Origin of the sequence: Paenibacillus sp. B1-35, from assembly GCF_050474385.1 — a bacterium.
GTDB lineage: Bacteria > Bacillota > Bacilli > Paenibacillales > Paenibacillaceae > Paenibacillus_B > Paenibacillus_B alvei.
This window is the reverse complement of the sequence record NZ_JBCHVJ010000006.1, coordinates 330,552-349,335: the sequence shown is the minus strand read 5'-3', so window position 1 is coordinate 349,335 and position 18,784 is coordinate 330,552. Positions and strand designations below refer to the sequence as shown.

The 18,784-nt window shown below is 47.6% G+C and carries 18 protein-coding genes; 11 read left to right on the top strand and 7 right to left on the bottom strand.

From position 1 onward, the window contains the following. Positions 1-71 precede the first annotated feature (71 nt). On the bottom strand, positions 72-509 hold the full coding sequence (locus ACQ5BJ_RS20765) for a GNAT family N-acetyltransferase (RefSeq protein WP_289356219.1): 438 nt from the start codon (positions 507-509) through the stop codon (positions 72-74). Positions 510-829: 320 nt separating this feature from the next. Here ACQ5BJ_RS20765 and ACQ5BJ_RS20760 point away from each other — a divergent pair, with 320 nt between their 5' ends. The 7 genes from ACQ5BJ_RS20760 to selD all read left to right on the top strand — a co-directional run bounded on the left by ACQ5BJ_RS20760 (position 830) and on the right by selD (position 9,670). After that, on the top strand, positions 830-1,018 hold the full coding sequence (locus ACQ5BJ_RS20760; protein ID WP_268598773.1) for a hypothetical protein: 189 nt from the start codon (positions 830-832) through the stop codon (positions 1,016-1,018). Between the two features lie 83 nt (positions 1,019-1,101). Continuing rightward, positions 1,102-2,598, top strand: coding sequence for an ADP-ribosylglycohydrolase family protein (locus ACQ5BJ_RS20755; RefSeq protein WP_289356218.1), 1,497 nt, complete (start codon positions 1,102-1,104; stop codon positions 2,596-2,598). Positions 2,599-3,279: 681 nt separating this feature from the next. After that, a complete protein-coding gene (gene ilvB / locus ACQ5BJ_RS20750) occupies positions 3,280-5,025 on the top strand; it encodes a biosynthetic-type acetolactate synthase large subunit (RefSeq protein WP_268620796.1) in 1,746 nt (581 codons plus the stop codon). Continuing rightward, a complete protein-coding gene (ilvN, locus tag ACQ5BJ_RS20745; RefSeq protein ID WP_268598771.1) occupies positions 5,022-5,522 on the top strand; it encodes an acetolactate synthase small subunit in 501 nt (166 codons plus the stop codon). Before ilvB ends, ilvN begins: the two co-directional genes overlap by 4 nt. A 184-nt stretch (positions 5,523-5,706) precedes the next feature. Continuing rightward, on the top strand, positions 5,707-6,699 hold the full coding sequence (gene ilvC / locus ACQ5BJ_RS20740; protein ID WP_005548686.1) for a ketol-acid reductoisomerase: 993 nt from the start codon (positions 5,707-5,709) through the stop codon (positions 6,697-6,699). A gap of 139 nt (positions 6,700-6,838) precedes the next feature. Continuing rightward, entirely contained in the window at positions 6,839-8,389 is a 1,551-nt protein-coding gene (locus ACQ5BJ_RS20735) for a 2-isopropylmalate synthase (RefSeq protein WP_430113416.1), read from the top strand. A gap of 213 nt (positions 8,390-8,602) precedes the next feature. Continuing rightward, positions 8,603-9,670 carry a selenide, water dikinase SelD gene (selD, locus tag ACQ5BJ_RS20730; protein ID WP_005548684.1) on the top strand — a complete coding sequence of 356 codons (1,068 nt, stop codon included), beginning with the start codon at positions 8,603-8,605 and terminating at the stop codon, positions 9,668-9,670. A gap of 103 nt (positions 9,671-9,773) precedes the next feature. Here selD and ytxJ read toward each other — a convergent pair whose 3' ends face one another. Beyond that, the gene (gene ytxJ / locus ACQ5BJ_RS20725) at positions 9,774-10,148 is read right to left on the bottom strand and encodes a bacillithiol system redox-active protein YtxJ (RefSeq protein WP_005548683.1); all 375 of its coding nucleotides are present in this window, start codon (positions 10,146-10,148) and stop codon (positions 9,774-9,776) included. A 155-nt stretch (positions 10,149-10,303) separates the two neighbouring features. On the opposite strand from ytxJ, the gene ACQ5BJ_RS20720 reads away from it, so the two are divergent. Next, the gene (locus tag ACQ5BJ_RS20720) at positions 10,304-10,651 is read left to right on the top strand and encodes a DUF1360 domain-containing protein (RefSeq protein ID WP_005548682.1); all 348 of its coding nucleotides are present in this window, start codon (positions 10,304-10,306) and stop codon (positions 10,649-10,651) included. Positions 10,652-10,831: 180 nt separating this feature from the next. Here the strand turns inward: ACQ5BJ_RS20720 and ACQ5BJ_RS20715 are convergent, their stop codons facing one another. Both ACQ5BJ_RS20715 and ACQ5BJ_RS20710 read right to left on the bottom strand, forming a co-directional pair. Beyond that, positions 10,832-11,806: a CgeB family protein gene (locus ACQ5BJ_RS20715; protein WP_005548680.1), complete on the bottom strand. Its 975-nt coding sequence runs from the start codon at positions 11,804-11,806 to the stop codon at positions 10,832-10,834. A gap of 81 nt (positions 11,807-11,887) precedes the next feature. After that, on the bottom strand, positions 11,888-12,550 hold the full coding sequence (locus tag ACQ5BJ_RS20710) for a hypothetical protein (protein WP_005548678.1): 663 nt from the start codon (positions 12,548-12,550) through the stop codon (positions 11,888-11,890). Positions 12,551-12,657: 107 nt separating this feature from the next. Here ACQ5BJ_RS20710 and ACQ5BJ_RS20705 point away from each other — a divergent pair, with 107 nt between their 5' ends. The 3 genes from ACQ5BJ_RS20705 to ACQ5BJ_RS20695 are packed head-to-tail and all read left to right on the top strand — an operon-like array spanning position 12,658 to position 15,993. Next, positions 12,658-13,953, top strand: a complete 1,296-nt coding sequence (locus ACQ5BJ_RS20705; protein WP_289356213.1) for a hypothetical protein — start codon at positions 12,658-12,660, stop codon at positions 13,951-13,953. A gap of 35 nt (positions 13,954-13,988) precedes the next feature. Further along, positions 13,989-15,590: a hypothetical protein gene (locus ACQ5BJ_RS20700; protein ID WP_289356212.1), complete on the top strand. Its 1,602-nt coding sequence runs from the start codon at positions 13,989-13,991 to the stop codon at positions 15,588-15,590. Then, positions 15,562-15,993: a M67 family metallopeptidase gene (locus tag ACQ5BJ_RS20695; protein ID WP_289356211.1), complete on the top strand. Its 432-nt coding sequence runs from the start codon at positions 15,562-15,564 to the stop codon at positions 15,991-15,993. Before ACQ5BJ_RS20700 ends, ACQ5BJ_RS20695 begins: the two co-directional genes overlap by 29 nt. Positions 15,994-16,109: 116 nt before the next feature. Here the strand turns inward: ACQ5BJ_RS20695 and ACQ5BJ_RS20690 are convergent, their stop codons facing one another. The 3 genes from ACQ5BJ_RS20690 to ACQ5BJ_RS20680 all read right to left on the bottom strand — a co-directional run bounded on the left by ACQ5BJ_RS20690 (position 16,110) and on the right by ACQ5BJ_RS20680 (position 18,779). Next, complete coding sequence (locus ACQ5BJ_RS20690) at positions 16,110-16,745, bottom strand: hypothetical protein (protein WP_268598769.1); 636 nt, start codon at positions 16,743-16,745, stop codon at positions 16,110-16,112. A gap of 191 nt (positions 16,746-16,936) precedes the next feature. After that, a complete protein-coding gene (locus tag ACQ5BJ_RS20685) occupies positions 16,937-17,437 on the bottom strand; it encodes a hypothetical protein (RefSeq protein WP_005548670.1) in 501 nt (166 codons plus the stop codon). 13 nt (positions 17,438-17,450) lie between these two features. Beyond that, positions 17,451-18,779: a hypothetical protein gene (locus tag ACQ5BJ_RS20680; RefSeq protein WP_268620790.1), complete on the bottom strand. Its 1,329-nt coding sequence runs from the start codon at positions 18,777-18,779 to the stop codon at positions 17,451-17,453. Positions 18,780-18,784: the final 5 nt, after the last annotated feature.

The window sequence follows — 18,784 nt, the reverse complement described above, 5'->3', positions numbered from 1 at the left end:
AGAGCGTAGTAACCTGCTAAGCGGAGAAGAGTAGACAGCGAGCCCGGGGAATGCCCCGGGCTGCTCGCATGTTACAGTTTTTTCCCCATTTCATGGCATACGACGGCAGGAACAAAGCGAATGAACCGATATCCGCTGCGTTCATAAAAACGCTCTGCTCGAACATTGCCATAATCAACCATAATACGTACCTGAGTACAGCGCTTGTTTCGCCCATATTGTTCGGCTTTTTTGAGTAGTTGTCTCCCAAATCCTCGATGCTGTGAGGTCTGCGCAACAGCAAGCATATCAATAATAAGTGTGTCTTCTCGTACATATACATGGACGAATCCAACAGTGCGGTTCACGCGATTAACAGCAACATACGTAGGCCCTTCGCTCAAGCGCTCAGGGATTTCCTTGATTAGCTGTTCACGACTTGCAATCAAGTGGGAGTGGGGCAGCAATTCCCGCTTCACAAGCTGAAGGATTGCTTCATCATCAGTAGCAGGCCGTCGAAGTCGAATCATAATAGTTCCCTCTGTTCCAATTGTTTTTATATTTTATGACGTTTGTGATCCAGCGGTGATCATCGGATCATTTTTCCTCACATTTCGAAAAAAAGCCGGCTCCTGTGAACAATAGTCAAAGTGCTTCCGAGAATTAAAGAATATAATGGGAATAACCTTTAGGGTGGTTACATCCAATAATCATAAAAATACTGGATGATCGTTCTATTACATGGTCTACTGGTTGCTCGTCACAGCTTGCTCGGGTTCCAGCGGGAGTTCAGCTCTGGCACCACAGGAACAGTCAAAAACGGAGGCGCCAAAAGAAGAACCTAAAAAAGATGAGCCTAAAGAGGAGTCCAAACCGGAAAAAAGAACTGCCTGCTTTCGATATCATCAACGATCCGTCCTATGTATCACAGCTCATCAACGCGGGAGCGCTGCTTGTCTTGATGCCGATGATCACTTTGTATCTATTTGCGCAGAAGTATTTCGTGGAGAGTGTCGAGCCAACGAGATTAGTAGGCTAGCAACAGATAATAGTCCGAATATGCAGATGTTTTATGAGCACACACATTATTATCATTCCGAGATATGGAAATGGGGCGTTTTAATGAGAAACGGAATTATGGATCTTGATGCAATCAAGCGGGAATGGGCACACGGCGGCTGGAGTGAACTTTTGCAGGCGGAATGGAAGCAAATGATCGAGGAAGGGAAGGATGCAGAAGGAATTGCTGAGGCCTTGGACGATTGGCTGCGCCATCATTCGGATAATGAGGAAGCTGCAGCACAGTTATATTTGGAAATGTGCAATCGGGGTTTTCGCAGTGACTTTCCTTTTACAGAGCCCTCAGATTTGGAAGGCATTCGGCAGCGGAGACCTGCTGAAGCTTCCTTCCTATCGAAAGAGGAGCTCCTGCTCATGCGTGAATCTGCGTTGCGAGATGATGCCTTCTGGCATGATCGTTTTCACGGCGCATGGGTGGGACGTGCAATTGGTTGTGCGCTTGGCAAACCGTTTGAAGTGCCTCCATTTATCGACGGAGCGGGTGGTGTTCCGGGCTGGCAGTGGGTTCGAACTTGGCTTCAAGAAGCCGAAGCTTGGCCATTTCGGAGTTATGTGCCTGGAAAGTCGCGCGCGGCATCATTCGAGTTTCGTCCAAATGAGAAGCTGAGAATCTTTTTTCCAGACAGCCAGCTCGAGCAGATTCGCTTCATGGAAACGGATGATGATATGCGGTATGCCGTTCTTGGACTGCTATTGATGGAGCGGCATGGGTTGGAGCTGAAGACGGAACATGTTGGAACGATTTGGCTTGAGCGCCTGAGCCTAAAGCAAGTATTTACTGCCGAATGCATGGCCTATGTGAATTTGGAGCAGGAGCTGGCTGCCGTGCGGGATTGCAACAAGTCAGCTTCCGGGGATAAACGGGAAGTTGACTGGGAACGAGTACGGATGCACCTGAATCCATACCGTGAATGGATAGGCGCTCAAATTCGTGCAGATGCATACGGCTACTCTGCTCCTGGAAGACCAGAATTAGCAGCAGAGCTCGCATGGCGGGACGCCTCGTTATCACATGTGAAGAATGGAATTTATGGGGCGATGTTCGTTGCAGCGATGATTGCTGTGGCCTTCTATGAACCGGATCCTGAACGCATCGTTCGGGCGGGGCTTGCGCAGATTCCAGCTACATCACGCCTTGCCTCTGATATCACTCAAGCGATAGAGATTGGTCGAACAGCGAAGAGCGAAGAAGAGGTGGCAGAGCGGATTTGGAATGCGTTCAGTCATTATTCATGGGTACACACCAATAATAATGCCGCGCTCGTTGCAGCTTCGCTGATTTTTTCCAAGGGAGATTTTGTGCGTGGTGTAACAACGTCCGTGCTGGGTGGATTCGATACGGATTGCAATGGAGCGACAGTCGGCTCTATTTTAGGAGCTTCGATGGGCCATCGACGACTTCCCGCACATTTTGTTCAGCCGCTGCATGATACGTTATTTGCAGATGTTGAAGGGTTCCATCCTATTGATTTTACTGCGTTGGCGCATCGTTCGGTTGCATTGTTCAGAGGGATTGAAACCGCTTTACTAGAAAAATGAAAAACGTATATTATTTATCTGTAAAAACAAAAAAGTTCGGATATAAACTGTCCACTGAGCGGAAACAGGAACAATCATGCAAAAATCTGCAGTAATCCATAATGATTCACAAAACAAAAAAATAAAGAATGCCCTATTGACTCCTGGTAGGTGGAGGCATATAATGTTTCTAAACATTTGAAACATGTCACATAATACCAACGGCAATGAAGAGGACGAAGTAGTAAGGGCTCTTATGAACAGAGAGCAGTCGGAGGTTCTGCTGAAACCGATGCCTTAACCCCTTATATGCGAGCTCACCTCGGAGCTGTTCTCCTGAACAGATGATTGGACGCTAGAATTATCGTTCTATCATGCGAGTAGGGAGAATCGTAAGGCGCGCGTTAGACGCTATGAGTATTTGCTATTGCCTATGAGCATACGAATACTTGCTGAGATTTCATATCGCGAGATATGAGATGAATGCGGGTGGTACCACGGAAGCACAACCTTTCGTCCCTAATGCAGCAGCTTGCTGCGTGGGGATGGAAGGTTTTTTTGCATTTGCTGGCTCTTTTATTTCTTGATGATTCATGCAAAGAGTTAGCTGTATATGTGCCTGGCCAGGCGAAACATATCTTCACAAATGTAACCTAGAGCCCGAGTGTGGAAATGAGTAAATATGCGTAAGGAGGATGTCGAATGAGCTCACATCGTACGACAATGAGGTCTAAAGAAGATTTAAGACAGAAATGGATGCAGCCTGAAGTCATTACAGGCTCGGATATTTTGCTTCGCAGCTTGTTGTTGGAAGGTGTGGAGTGTGTGTTCGGATATCCAGGCGGCGCGGTGCTCTATATTTATGATGCTATGCACGGCTGTGAGGATTTCCACCACGTTCTGACCCGGCACGAGCAAGGAGCCATTCATGCTGCGGACGGTTACGCTCGTGCGAGCGGCAAGGTAGGCGTATGTATCGCGACATCGGGTCCAGGAGCAACGAACCTGGTCACGGGAATTGCGACCGCCTATATGGATTCTGTCCCGCTCGTTGTCATTACAGGCAACGTAGCGACGAGCTTGATTGGTACAGATGCCTTCCAGGAAGCAGATATTACAGGCATCACAATGCCGATTACAAAACATAGCTATCTGGTACGCGATGTGAAGGATTTGTCGCGTGTTATACACGAAGCGTTCCACATTGCGAACACAGGACGCAAGGGTCCGGTTCTCATCGATATTCCGAAGGATGTATCGGCGGCGAAGACGCTGTTCGAACCGGTATCGGACGTAAATATTCGCGGCTATAACCCTAACGTTATGCCGAATAAATATCAAGTTGAGAAGATGCTGAAAGCGATTGGAGAGTCGAAGTCTCCGGTTATTCTCGCAGGGGCTGGAGTCATTCATTCTAATGCGCATGAAGAACTGTATGAATTCGTAAGTAAAACGCAAATTCCAGTTACGACGACGCTGCTCGGACTAGGCGGCTTCCCAAGCGGCCATGATCTGTGGATGGGCATGCCGGGGATGCACGGCACTTACACCGCGAACAATGCCATTCAGCAGGCGGATTTGCTAATCAATATAGGTGCTCGCTTCGATGACCGAGTTACCATGAAACTCGAAGGTTTCGCGCCCCATGCGAAAATTGTCCATATCGATATTGACCCGGCAGAGATCGGCAAAAATGTCCCGACTGACATTCCGATTGTAGGCGACATCCGTACGACGCTGGAGTTAGCGAACAAGACAGCATCACGTGCAGACCAAGCGGATGAGTGGCGTGCCCGCATTATGCAGATGAAGGCGGATATGCCGCTGCGCTTTATTGATTCTGATGAAGAACTGAAGCCGCAATGGGTTATTCAATTGATTAATGATACGACCAAAGGGGAGGCCATTGTCACGACGGATGTCGGTCAGCATCAAATGTGGTCAGCGCAATATTACCGCTTCAATCATCCGCGCTCCTGGATTACATCCGGCGGACTTGGAACAATGGGCTTCGGCTTCCCTTCCGCGATTGGCGCTCAGATGGCCTTCCCGGATCGGACGGTGGTTTCCATCAATGGCGATGGCGGCATGCAAATGTGTGCGCAGGAACTTGCGATCTGTGCGATTAACAATATTCCGGTTAAGGTAGCCATTATTAATAATCGCGTACTTGGCATGGTTCGCCAGTGGCAGGAAATTATCTATGACAATCGATACAGCCATATAGACTTGGCTGGAAGCCCTGACTTCGTGAAGCTTGCGGAGGCTTATGGAGTAAGAGGCTTCCGTGCGACGAATAAGGAGGAAGCAGAACGGGCATGGCAGGAGGCGTTGAATACGCCGGGGCCAGCAGTTGTTGAATTCGTTGTTCGCAAGTATGAGAATGTGTACCCGATGGTTACGCAGGGCTGCACGATTGACCAAATGATAATGGGGGATTGTGAATGATGAACATAACCAAACATACTATAGCCGTCATCGTGAACGATCAGCCAGGTGTTCTGCAGCGTGTTTCCGGTCTATTTGGTCGCAGAGGATTCAACATTGAAAGCATTACCGTAGGTGCTTCTGAGGAGCAAGGTCTCTCCCGCATGGTCATTGTGACCACAGGAGATGATCAGATGCTGGAGCAGATTGAGAAGCAACTGTATAAGATTGTTGACGTGATCAAGGTAATTAACTTGAGCTCTCAGCCGATGGTTGCTCGTGAGCTTGCACTCATTAAGGTGAAGGCTGAACCGCATGTGCGTCCAGAGATTCTTGGCGTCGTAGAAACGTTCCGAGCATCTATCGTCGACATTGGTCCAAGTACGCTGATGGTGCAGGTTGTAGGAGAATCGCAGAAGATCGAGGCAATGATTCAATTGCTGGAGCCATACGGAATTCGTGAGATTAGCCGTACGGGCGTTACGGCCTTGATTCGCGGACAAGTGACAGATAAGTAAGCAGCAAGTTGGACTTATTTCATAATTGTATGCCATAGAATAAAACTCCGAATGAGGGGGTCTCTCAGGGGACAAGTAAGAAGATGCCGGTAGAACAAGGGATTGTCTCTTGAAATACCCGCCTCATTCGGGGGAATTACTACACAAACCATTTATATAGGAAGAAAGAGGAGGACTCATACTTATGCCAGTTACTATGTACTATGAAAATGACGCGGAATTCAACGTATTGCAAGGGAAGACAATCGCCGTAATCGGTTATGGAAGCCAAGGACATGCGCAAGCGCAAAACCTGCGTGACAGCGGTCTTCAAGTCGTAATCGGCCTTCGCGAAGGTAAATCTGCGGACAAAGCGCGCCAAGACGGCTTCGAAGTATTGTCGGTTGCAGATGCTACATCCCGTGCAGATGTCGTTCAAATCCTGATGCCAGACGAAACACAAGCAGCTGTGTATAAGAATGAAATCGAGCCGAACCTGAAAAAGGGCGCAGCTCTGATGTTCTCTCACGGCTTTAACGTTCACTTTGGCCAAATCGTAGCACCGAAAGACAACGATGTATTGCTCGTTGCTCCTAAATCTCCTGGACATCTCGTGCGTCGCACATATGTAGAAGGCTTCGGCGTACCAGGGCTTATCGCAATTGAGCAAGATGCGACTGGCAATGCGAAGGCAATTGGCCTTGCGTATGCGAAGGGCATTGGCTGCACGCGTGCAGGTGTTATTGAAACTTCCTTCAAGGAAGAAACTGAAACTGACTTGTTCGGTGAGCAAGCTGTATTGTGCGGCGGTGTAAGCGCGCTGATCAAAGCAGGCTTCGAAACGTTGGTAGAAGCAGGCTACGCTCCTGAAATGGCATACTTTGAGTGCTTGCACGAGCTAAAGCTGATCGTTGACCTCATTTATGAGGGAGGTCTGGCTACAATGCGTGACTCTATCAGTAACACGGCTGAATATGGAGACTATGTAACAGGCCCTCGCATTGTAACAGAAGAGACGAAGAAAGCAATGAAGGAAGTATTGTCCGACATCCAACAAGGCAAGTTTGCTCGCGACTTTATCTTGGAAAACCAAGCGAACCGTGCGTTCCTGACAGCAACTCGCCGCAACGAAGCAAATCATCCGATCGAAGTGGTTGGCGGTCAATTGCGTGAATTGATGCACTGGATCAAGAAATAAAGAATAACAATTGAAAAGCAATTACACAACATGATGTTCAAAAAGTCCGTTCGGCAGCCTTTTCGGTGCTATCAATGGACTTTTTGAACATAGACTGATAAATATAAAGCCCTAAAGACGAAAGAAGGAGGTGCAGACGATGCGCAAAATTTATATTTTTGACACGACGCTTCGGGATGGAGAGCAGTCCCCTGGCGTGAACCTAAATACGAAGGAGAAGCTCGAAATCGCGCTTCAATTAGAGCGCTTAGGAATCGACCGTATCGAAGCGGGATTCCCTGCGGCATCTCCTGGTGACTTGGCAGCTGTGAATGCAGTGGCAAAAGCGGTGAAGCAATCGACGATTGTCGGTCTGTCCCGATCGCGTATTCCGGATATTGATGCTGCGTATGAGGCGCTGAAGGGTGCAGAGGATGCTTGCTTGCATCTCTTCCTCGCTTCCTCGCCTATTCACCGCAAGCATAAGCTGAGTATGGAGAAGGAGCAGGTGCTGGAGACGGCTGAAGCGGCGATTCGTTATGCCAAGAAGTACTTTAGCAAAATTGAATTCTCTCCAGAGGATGCGGGCCGTACGGAGCTCGATTTCTTGTGTCAAGTTACAGAGATGGCGATTAAAGCTGGGGCTACCGTTGTGAATATACCGGATACGGTTGGATATTTGACGCCGTACGAGTATGGCAATATTTTCAAGACGCTGAAGGAGAATGTATCGGGAATTGAGACGATTCAGCTAAGTGCTCATTGTCATGATGATTTGGGAATGGCGACGGCGAATGCGCTTGCTGCGATATTGAATGGTGCAGATCAGATTGAAGGCACGATCAATGGCATCGGAGAGCGTGCAGGCAATACCGCGCTTGAGGAAGTTGCATTGGCGCTTGATACGAGATCAAGCTTCTATCAGGCGAAAACTTCGCTCGTGTTGTCCGAAATTGCGCGTACGAGCCGCCTTGTCAGCAAGCTGACGGGCATGCCGATACCAGGCAATAAAGCAATTGTAGGCGCTAATGCTTTCGCGCATGAATCCGGCATTCATCAGGATGGCATGCTGAAGGAACGTTCAACGTATGAAATTATTACGCCAGAAACAATTGGTCTCAAGGAAAGCAAGCTCGTGCTTGGAAAGCATTCTGGCCGTCATGCCTTCCGCGAGAAGCTGATTGATCTTGGATATGATTTGGATGAAGAGCATCTGAACAAGGCGTTTGCCCAATTCAAGGATCTGGCTGATAAGAAGAAGGAAGTATCTGATGAGGACATTCGTGCGATGATCGAAGAGAAGCTTATCGACACGCCAGAAGTGTATTCGCTCGAAACGATATATGTCGCATACGGGAACCAAGCGATTCCGGCTGCGAAAGTGCGCATCGTTACATGGGAAGGGAATGTGCTTGAGGAAGAATCGGAGGGCAATGGTTCTGTTGATGGAATTTACAAAGCGATTGACAAGGCAACGCAGGAGAATGTCGAACTCGTAGACTATTCCATTAAATCCGTAACGCATGGTAAGGATGCGCTTGGTGAAGTTCATGTTGTGCTGGCACAGAATGATATCTCAGCCCTCGGTCGTGGTGTAAGCACTGACATTTTGGAAGCAAGCGCCCGCGCTTACGTAGATGCGCTCAACCGACTGATCGAGAAGCGCAAGCAAGGTGCAGCCAGGCGTCGAGATAAAATCGGCCTTGTATAAGTGATTAACAATCAGTAATTATAGAAGCTGCCCAGATGGCTATTAATTGGCCATAGGGGCAGCTTTTGCTTTACTGGCGAATGGTCAAGTTTGTGAAACCAGCTTGTATGCCTATATGAACGATCGCATTGTGCGGATATGTTACAATAGTAGAGGATATATGAACACGCACGAATGGAAGAAATTCGCTGAATGCGATGGGAGGATACAGGGATGGACGAACAACAATCAAAGGTGCGATTGACTACCTTGTCAAGCAAAGGAGGATGCGGCTGTAAAATAGGCCCGGCCGATCTGTCGCAGGTATTGCGCATGCTTCCGCAGGCAGAAAAGCATCCGGATTTAATTGTTGGCCTAGATACAAGCGATGATGCAGGTGTATATCGCTTAAATGACGAGATGGCATTGGTTCAAACTGTTGATTTCTTTACACCAATTGTTGACGACGCGTATTCGTTCGGTCAGGTCGCTGCTGCGAATGCTCTTAGTGACATATACGCAATGGGCGGCAAGCCGCTAACGGCACTTAATATCGTGGCTTTCCCGATATCGAAGCTGGACAAGTCCATTTTGGCGGACATCTTGCGCGGAGCTGGCGATAAAGTGAAGGAAGCAGGAGCGACGCTCGTTGGCGGCCACTCCATTGATGATGCGGAACCGAAGTTTGGCATGGCGGTAACTGGTATTATTCATCCAGAGAAGGTACTGACGAATGCGGGTGCCAAGCCAGGGGATAAGCTGGTGCTCACAAAGCCGATAGGCGTCGGAATTATGACGACATCTTTAAAGCGCGAGCTGTTGCAACCAGAAGAGGTTGAGCTTGTTACTCGTACCATGGCGACACTGAACAAAACGGCTGCTGAAGTCATGGCTGGATATGATGTTCATGCTTGTACAGATGTGACAGGGTTTGGTCTGCTTGGTCATAGTACAGAAATGGCATCTGGCAGCGAAGCAGGTCTTGTCATTTATGCGGAGCAAGTGCCGTTCTTGCCTCGTGTACGGGAATTGGCAGAAAGCGGAGCTGTACCGGGCGGGACGAAAAATAATTACAACCATGTGAAAGATAAAGTTGAGTTCGATGAACGATTGGACGAGATTGCACAGTGGATGCTGTGTGATGCCGTAACATCGGGCGGACTTCTCTTATCCGTTGCGGCTGCGGATACGGAAGCCATGATTCGCGACATGCGGGCGCGAGGCGTTGAAGCGGTGTGCATTGGTGAAGTAGTGGCCGATCATCCCGGACACATTCATGTAGAGGGCAGCTTTGTCGGCTAATTGCAGAGGCAGATAAAAACCGTCAGGAAGAGGGGATAGCATTCCTCCTTCCTGACGGTTTTTAGGTTGATCCTCCATATCGAAATCAGCCAGCACCCAGGGGTTAAATAGTAGGATGCTGCTGCAAAAAATGCTGTGCAAGCTGTGACAACTGTAAGGAGTTAATCTGCTGATGAGATGAATTCCATACAACCTTTTGTTTGTGAACGAGCAGTATCTGTGGGGATTTATGGGGAATCTCAAGAATTTTTGTGACTTTCTCCGATAACGCCTTTTCTTCTAAGACACGAACGACAGCAAAGGAGAATCGAGAAGATAAGTGTGGATATTTGGTCAAAAATTGATTCAGAGCGATATGGGCGATTCTGCTTGAGCCGCAGTTCGAACTGTACTTAAATAACCACAATGGTCGTTCATCTGACTGCTGAATCGTATGAATGAGCTGCTCCTCGGTAGCGATAATGGGAAGTGCATGCATGAATCTGAATCTACCTCCTTCTTGTTCCCGCTGCAATGGATGGGCAGCACTATGTAATGTCCAAGGCAGTGATAGGGAACGGTTCTATCCGACTCAAGAAGTCCATACAATGAAACTGATCGAAGAGCAATACGAGCGGTTAAGGAGGACTCCATATGCAGGACATCACATGGTTATCTTTTATATTGCTTATCTTGGCGAGCTATCGCCTAACCAGACTTATCGTGTTTGATGAAATAACCTCATTTATTCGTAAGCCATTTGTAGAGGAGCGGTTTCACACGGATGAAAATGGAGCTATATTCGCCGTAATTGATGAAAAAGGCGGCCGTTTCCATGCATTTATGCGCAAGCTCCTTACCTGTTATTGGTGCACAGGGGTATGGTCGGCAGCCCTTGTCACGGTCTGTTATCTCCTTATACCAACCTATGCTTTTCCCGTCATTCTTCTACTTGCGATTGCTGGTGCAGCGGGGATTGTGGAGTCATTTGTCAAAGGATAAGCTTGGCTGCATGCCTACTATAGGTGTCTATCAACGGGCTTACTGCACATTTCTTCTTCCATGAGGCAATTGTCTCTCAAGATTTTGGCACCTGCATCATAAGATATAGCAAAGCTGATAGGAAACTTACTCGCATCCCAAAAGAAATGAATGCAAACTATCGTCGTCCACATTCACACTTCATACCCAAGCTAGCAATTGCTTCAGCCGCTTCGCAAACGTATGCTCTGCCCGGGTTCGTTCATATCCCTTCGAGGCAATAGAATTGCGTTCGGCTTCCTCATAAATGTACTTATGAATAAGTTCGGCACATTCCTTCGGCGATTCGAAGCATATCAACTCCTTACCCGGTTCATAGAACAAGTGAAGATCAGGACGATAATCAATCAGCTGCAAACTTTGGCATGCAGCAATATCGAATGTGCGATTGTTAATCGTGTGGCCTGGCGCACCTGTCTTATTTTTATCAATTAGCGTATCATCTTCGCTGCGATGAATATTCAGCACCAGCTTCGCGCCGTTGTAATAACGGGGCGTTTCTGAGAAGTTGACCCACTTCGTGCGAAGATGGGGAACACATCCGCCTGACCAATTTACCGTGTCCCAGAAATGGCCGACAAGCTTCACGCGCAAGGTAGGATCAAGCTCTTTCATCATTTGCTGCATCATTCGCAACCTGTTGTCGTATCCCGTTCCAATAAAGCAAACGTCGCTTTCATAGGAAGGATGAGACGTGAAAGGACGGAAAATGTCCGTGTCTGTTCCGAGCGGCAAGTGGTGCACTCGCTTGCAGCCATGACGCTCATAGTATGGAACACAGCCAGAATCAATGGTGAAAATGATATCATACTCGGCAGCTACCTGCAGTGCATTGTCGATAGCATAGGGATCATCAACGAACCATACGCCAATCGGACTGCCCATTCTCCGAATGCTGCGCACAAGATCCACAGGCAAAAAAGAGCGCGGACCGCATAGAGTCAAGACGAACTCAGGCTTGAATTCGCGAATATCGGGAAGAAGCTGCTGAAGAGGTGCGCGATTTAACAGAAATATTTTACTCTCATGACTCTGACCATACAGAGCCTTCATAAGCGCATTATCGAGGATATCAATTGGCCTCCGATAACCGGAAGCGATATAGTATAGCCGCATTTAGCCCCTCCTCGTTCCTGCTGTCGAAAGAATAAAAAAGGGATGGTTTTAGCCACCACCCCAAGCCGATCAGCATTTTGATTATGATGGGAACGGATAAGGCGCACCAGGGAAAATAGTAGGGCATTGTTGTGGGAATGTGACAACACAAACATTTTCAGGGACTGGAATCACTGCCCGCGGTTGGCACAGCTCAGCTTCAACAACTAACTTGACAGGCGCTGTTACCTGAATGCTTTGGCAAATCACGATGTCCACATTGACACAAGAGTTGTCAACAACATCAAGAACTTCAATCGTTGTTGTGTTCGGAACGATCTCGCAATTGATAGTAGTTCCCGGAGGCGCGCACAACAGAACTTTCTCGAAGCGGACAAAGGTTTTCGTAAATGTGCAATGTACTACGTTAGGAACGACAGTAGTATCAATGATCGTGATTTCAAGCGTTCCTGTTTTCTTAATGACAACTCGTTGCAGGGTAACTGGTGTGCCACCAACAGTTACCACAACATTTTCTCTAATAGAACCGACTTTTTCTCCGCAGCTTACTGACAGTACCGTTGCTTGAACGCTGAATGTAGCCGGCAATGGCAAGCACAAAGCTGGATCAATGCATGCTTCATCAACAATTTGCGTCGTTAACAACACCCAATCGAATACTTTAGGAACCTCTATACATTCCAAAGAGGGTAGTGGCAAATATTCGGGGGGCGTTGTTTGCCCTTGAACTAACTTGCTCTCCATGAATGTTTCCTGCCTCCTTTATAGAATCTGAATTCAAATTCAATACAGTCTATGGGGGCTTTGTAGAAAAGGTGACACCCCCACAAAATTATTTGGAGGGGATCGCTGTGAGGCAAGAAGTCTTCTTATATTCCTCTGCAGGTGTACATTGGATTGAACTTCAATCTGATGGGTCGCTGCGACATTCCTTGTATCGTGAAGGAGAGCGGGCAAAGCAGCATCTATGGGGGTTTAGCAGTTCCGTGAAGCAGTTTAGCGCTATTCTGTTTCACGGCTATTTACATATGTTAATGGCTTCTGAAGCGGGGATTTATTATGCGAGGTGCAGCATAAATTCGCCGATTGAAGAGAAGCAGGAGCTGCGCGTTAGCGGGCATCCCAGCTCGAATCACCCCTATCTTTTTGGTTTGGGGAGAACCTTATTTTTGAGCTATACCATGATACGGAATGAGAAGTTGGCTTATGTTCTTCGGCGATATGAACAGGGGAGGTGGGAAGAGCGGGAATTTTTCTATGTTCACGAAGATTATGGGGCAAACGTACATATTGAACAAGCAAGCTGGGATATAAGTGAATCAGGGGTGCTATATGGATTGCTCCTGATTCGACATGCGGACACGAATAAGCAGGAGCTCTTGCTGCTTGAGCTGGATATAGAAGCAGAGGAACCAAAGTGGGTTCCTGTCTTTACTTCTACACAAACAGAGCAGAGCTGGAAAATCACGGTGTCGGCTGCAGGGGAAGAAGAACCTTGTCTCGCCTGGATCGTCTGTAATGGGGCGACAACAAAGTTGTTTTTTGCTCGAGGAAGGAATGCTGCGCACTCCGGTCTTCCATTGAAGGTATATTTTGATAAGCAGTCAATCATCCCGCATCTCATGATGGCAGGGAGCAATGGTATGCTCCTTGCGGTTACTGGCTCATCGAGGATATCCTGCACGTATTCAAGTAATGGAGGTCAGGATTGGGGCTCCTTTATGGATATTCCTTTTACACGTGAATCGAAGCTGCGCATTGTACACGGGATACGTATAATTGCACACGGCATCGTTCCGGCACAACTTATTGGGTGGGGGTATCCCCACTTTCGTCCGATAGAACTGATGGATTTGCTGCATCCTTACCTCACTATGTCTAGCATGCATCCCCCTGTGCAGGATGATATGCTTCTGCAGTATGCACAGTTGCAGCTAAGTTTATGGCAACACTATGCTTCGGCAACCATTGCAGCATGGCAAGGGGAGCTAATGATGCTTGATGAACGCAAGACGCAGGAAGAGTATGCACTTCAGCGTGTGGAAGAACATATCGAAGAAATGGAGCGGGAGGAGCTACGCCTGATGGAGCAATTGCATGCGGGTGATGGCAATATGGAACCATTCGGTATTCGCCTCATACAATAACGATAGTGAATGCGTACGGGAGGGAGGGGCATCGAATGCAAATTCAGTTGAACGGCAAACCGTTATGTACGATTGCTGAGACGAGATTGATCGACGTATATCAGCTGCTGGGCAAGCACTCATTTACGTTTCATCTGGATAAAGAACGCGGCATACTCGATATTATGAACCCGCTTCAAGGATGTCGAATTGTACTGGAAAGCAAGATGGCCGAAATTGTGGATCGGTTGTGGTATCCTATTCAGTCTACGCTGTCCCAGGCTGGATTAAGAGTTACGATTGTGGATTCAGAGGACACGCGTAAGCAGATGTTGAATGAATCCAACAATCAGCGGCAAGGCATATGGATATCTGCTGTTCAGGATGATGCCATGGAAGTAAGCGTGCATTACTTTTTCCATCATCGAAAGCAGAGCAAGCAGTTGTCCCAACTGCTGATCATGAACCTGTTGAAGTACAGTGAGCTGCCAATCCGCGGCGCAAGCTTGAATTGGAAGGATCGCTCGAACTATCAATTGTCATTGGCAGGACAGTCATGGACCACTGTTGCTTTAACGTATGGCGGATTTTTGCGGTTGTCTACCGAACAGTTGATGCAATTGGCGAATGGAATTATGCGTGCCGCCGCCTCTTTCTTCTCGTATCTGCCTATTCTTGATGTCATTGAGAAGCTTCGAGCGATGGAGAAGAGAGATGGATTCGAAGTGAAGAGTGCGATGACAGAACAACCAGCGGGTATTGCAGAACCGCATCAGGAAGACATAGTCTCGTTGCAAGTGGAACATACTCAAGAAGCACAAGTTCAGCCTTCACCTCAGACGGAAGCTATTGCGTATTCGCATGAACAAGTTGAGAAGCCGGGAAGGATCGTTCTTGAGGAGAAGTTTGCTCAAGAAGAAGAGCTATATTCTTCGCGTTATGATGAGCAATGCGTTGAAGCCACAGAAGAGGTGGAAACAGTTATCGAGCCAGAACAGGAGGAAGAGTGGGAACATACGGATAACGAATGGCAGTTTAATGCTGCAGAAATAGATGGCATGGCAGAAATTGTTGCAGACGAAAGCTACACTGAAGATCGCCTTGTCCATCATAGCATGACGGAAAATGAGCTTGCAGGGAATAAGGACTATGAGCAAGCAGGAAAGCATGTGGAAGTTGAGAAGGTTGAGAAGTATACGGAAGATAAGAAGAACTCTCTCACTTCGGATATTGCAATTCACAAACAACTGGATGATGAGCGTGAAGATAATAGGGCAGCAATGGCAGCGTCAGCAGATAGCCAGCTGGAAGGGGAACAGGAGGCTGACGAAATGTCCAATCATCTTAATTCAAAGCAAGCGCACAATGCTCTGCAGAATGAAGCAACAGATCATTCAGACAACGATGAGCATGCTCAGCAGCATGAGGAAAACAAGCGGCAAACCCCGAATTTTTCGACGTTTACATGGCTTCATGCGAACACCGTCAAGCGTAACGGAGATGCAAGCAACAAAGGTGTTGGAGAATATGCCTCGTTATTAAGCTATATGAACCAAAAATCGTTGACGAGCCAACCCCGCAAGGCAAAGCAGCCAGACTTGCTGACCATGCAAAGGGAGCGAGTAAAGCGTGAACAATCGCCTTCCGATCAATCGTAATATTGCGGCTCTGCGGATGACCGATTGCACGTATCGTGATATGGTGTGGCATTGCCTGCAGGAGAAGCCGCTGGAAGCATGCGGGCTGCTGTCAGGGAATGACGGACTCGCCAAGCGCTGCTGGCCTATCGTGAACATCGACCAGAGCCCAGTATCATTTACCATGGATATGGAGCAGTTGGATAGTGCACTGAAGCAAATGGAGAGAACTGGTGAGCAATTGCTTGCCGTATTCCATTCCCATCCCGCCTCGATTCCATATCCGTCGGCTTACGATATTGAGCATGCCGCATATCCATGTTCCTATATCATTGTCTCCTTGTCGCGGCTTCGCCCTCGTGTTCGAAGCTACCGAATTGAAGGAAATACAGCGCAGCCGGAGCCGATTCAGATCGTATCGTAACAAGGAATGAAGCATGATGCACACTGAAAAGAGCATCATGCTTCTTCACGTTTTCTATTAACTATTCTTTCTGCGACTTGCTGACATTTCCTTTACTACGAGTTTAAGAATGGACGTTAGAGAATGGATTGGTAAATGTCGGCAATAAAGGACAATCCAGCTGTGTTGACAGCGCCAGTTGTGAAGTAGTTTGTCACTTGGAATTGGAATACAAACTGTACGCTAAGTGCAAGTGTGATTAATCCAAGCGATGCTGGAATCGTATAGAAGCGCACATTTTGCCAGTTGTAAGGATTCGCAACATCTGTAGTTAAACCAGTAGTTGGATCCAAGGAGCCTCCAATCAATGGTACATTCAGGCCAGGAACTGGGAACAAGCTAATCTGGAATGGGCTGAAAGCTTGAATCGTTGCAACCACGGCGTTGTCGGCAAATACAGCCATCGCAATGACAAAGTCAGCTGCAATTCCAATAGTAAGCGGAATTGGTACAGAAACAGTAGCAAAACCGTGCGTTTCACCTGGGATGAATGTAGGTTGTGACCAGATGAATTGCGGATTCGGAACTGCTGCAAAAGGCCCGTTATCATTGTCGAATTTTGCGATCTGAGGCCAAATGCGCGGTGCGTTCCCTACGTTTACAACGTTTGGCGCTGCACCTGCCAATGCTAAAGTCGCTGCAGTTGCACTATTAGCAGCAGTAACTACGTTAGCTGTGCTGCTTACGATCCGTTGAATGGGAATAAGAACCATATTCGTAAACCTCCCCTTCATCATATGAGCGAAAGAATCCGCTAGAATTCTTTCTACACTGTTAATGTATGAAAGGGGATTGCTGTAAGATTGGATGAATTACTAGATTCATTCGTACAAACTTCTTCGAACCTTTGTATCTATGTCGGAGATGAGAATGGCTTCTGTCTCGATTTTCTTGAGCTATTGCTTTATTCCATGGTTGCGGATCGGAAACTAATGCTGGTCGGATTTTCTGCGGGAAATCGCTGATCGCCCGCAATGACAAATGCATGTACTTGCAGCGGTTCTACGAGGCGATCTATATCGCATGCAATGTGGACGTCTCTTAAATCGTTCCAGACACTTGGTTGAAGGAGGAGAGGCTCCATAGATTCAATTTGATATTCCCCGCTTCTACGACCGTAGGAAAACCAATCCTCGCGATCGAATCGCCAGCCGGTTTGCTGCTTCCCTTTCCGACTCTTATGAAGGCCATACACCTGGGCAAATTGTGGCGCTACCACTTTGCCGCTGACGTCGACGAATGCACTCGGGGATAGCTTGAGCAAAATATGTGAAAGCTGTACTGGTGCGGACGAGGTATTACGAAATCGGATATGGGCGATCAAATAGAGACGCTGCATTTCAAGATCGACATCTGCAGCAGTTTGCAGGATGACATCAATCGAAGTTGTTGCATGATTCGTCATGTACAAGCTCCTCTCAACGTGGATGTTTAGATATTTTTAATATAATTTGAGATAATCGTTCCTTCATATTGCTTTGAACGCGAGGTACAGCTTCTTTCTTCATTAATATATTTTCGTTGCTTCTAAGATCGTATAGTGCTTTGCGTATGTGAACTTCCTCTTGTAGGACTGCAATTCGTTCTCCCAACTGTTGTGCCTTGACTTGCCGAGACTGTTGGATTTGCTTCATCCGGACAAGTTCAAGCTTCATTTTTATGCTGCGTTCCTTCATTTGTGCAAGCGAATCGATGACAGACTTGGCCGCATCCATGCTATGTGTCAAGTTGCGCGTGGCTCGGTAGCCTTCGATATGTGCTGCTTCCATACCATTGAGTCCAACAAGTTCATCTTCATTGTCAGTTGCAATCCATTTCTGCGGAATCGTGGAGCTTGATTGCATATCACTGATACATGTACATACTCTTGGACGTTGGATAGGCGATGTATATAAATCGCTCCATGTTTCTTGATCAATATGGTAGTGAATGCGGAACAGCAGTTCTTCTGTAACCCAGCTTAGGCAAAATTTCCCCTGATCGTATACAGACACGACATGCTCTGCATGGATGGGAGGGATGAGCGTATGGTTTTGAGCGGTCTTGGACCATTTCTTCTGCTTGTTCCAGTCATAGGCGGTGAAATAGAGCTTATTGCCCGTTTGTTGGAATAGGAAGACACTGACCCGTTCTTGAATGGGGGATAGCTCAAACGTCAATAGATCTGCTGCCGATTCAAGTTGTATATCAGGCAATGCAGCAACCGAGCTCCATTTGCAGGACGCAGGATGGAACGATTGTATGAGGAGCCTGACTTGCTGCTGTGGTGAAGCAGCAGACGCAATCAAGGCAAGGCATATCCAGACGTGCTCTTGCATGGAGAGCAGACGTAGAGAAAGAATCTCTTCTCCATGATGCACTACGGATGGAGATGACCAATGGATGCCTGACAACGATACATGCTCCACCCTCGAATGATATTGAAGGAAGGCATGGAGCTGGTTGCAGCAGCTCGTCAATTGAATATGGCGCACATGCTGGAAGATGCCGGATAACTCGCGTTTGTGCGCTTGCAAGGTACAGGGCTCGATTGCAATGTGGATGAGCTGATGGTGGATATTTACGTAAATGATGTGGACATAGTGTGCATTATCCAGGCATACTCCGTATACACCGGCCGCATCGTGGAATGTAATAGGCTTAGGTCTTTCGAGCAGGCAATGATCCAGCGGGTCGAAAAGCAATCCGTGGTCAGTGCTTCGCAATGAAGAGAAATGATATCGGGTAGACAACAGCGTTCTCATCATCGAAT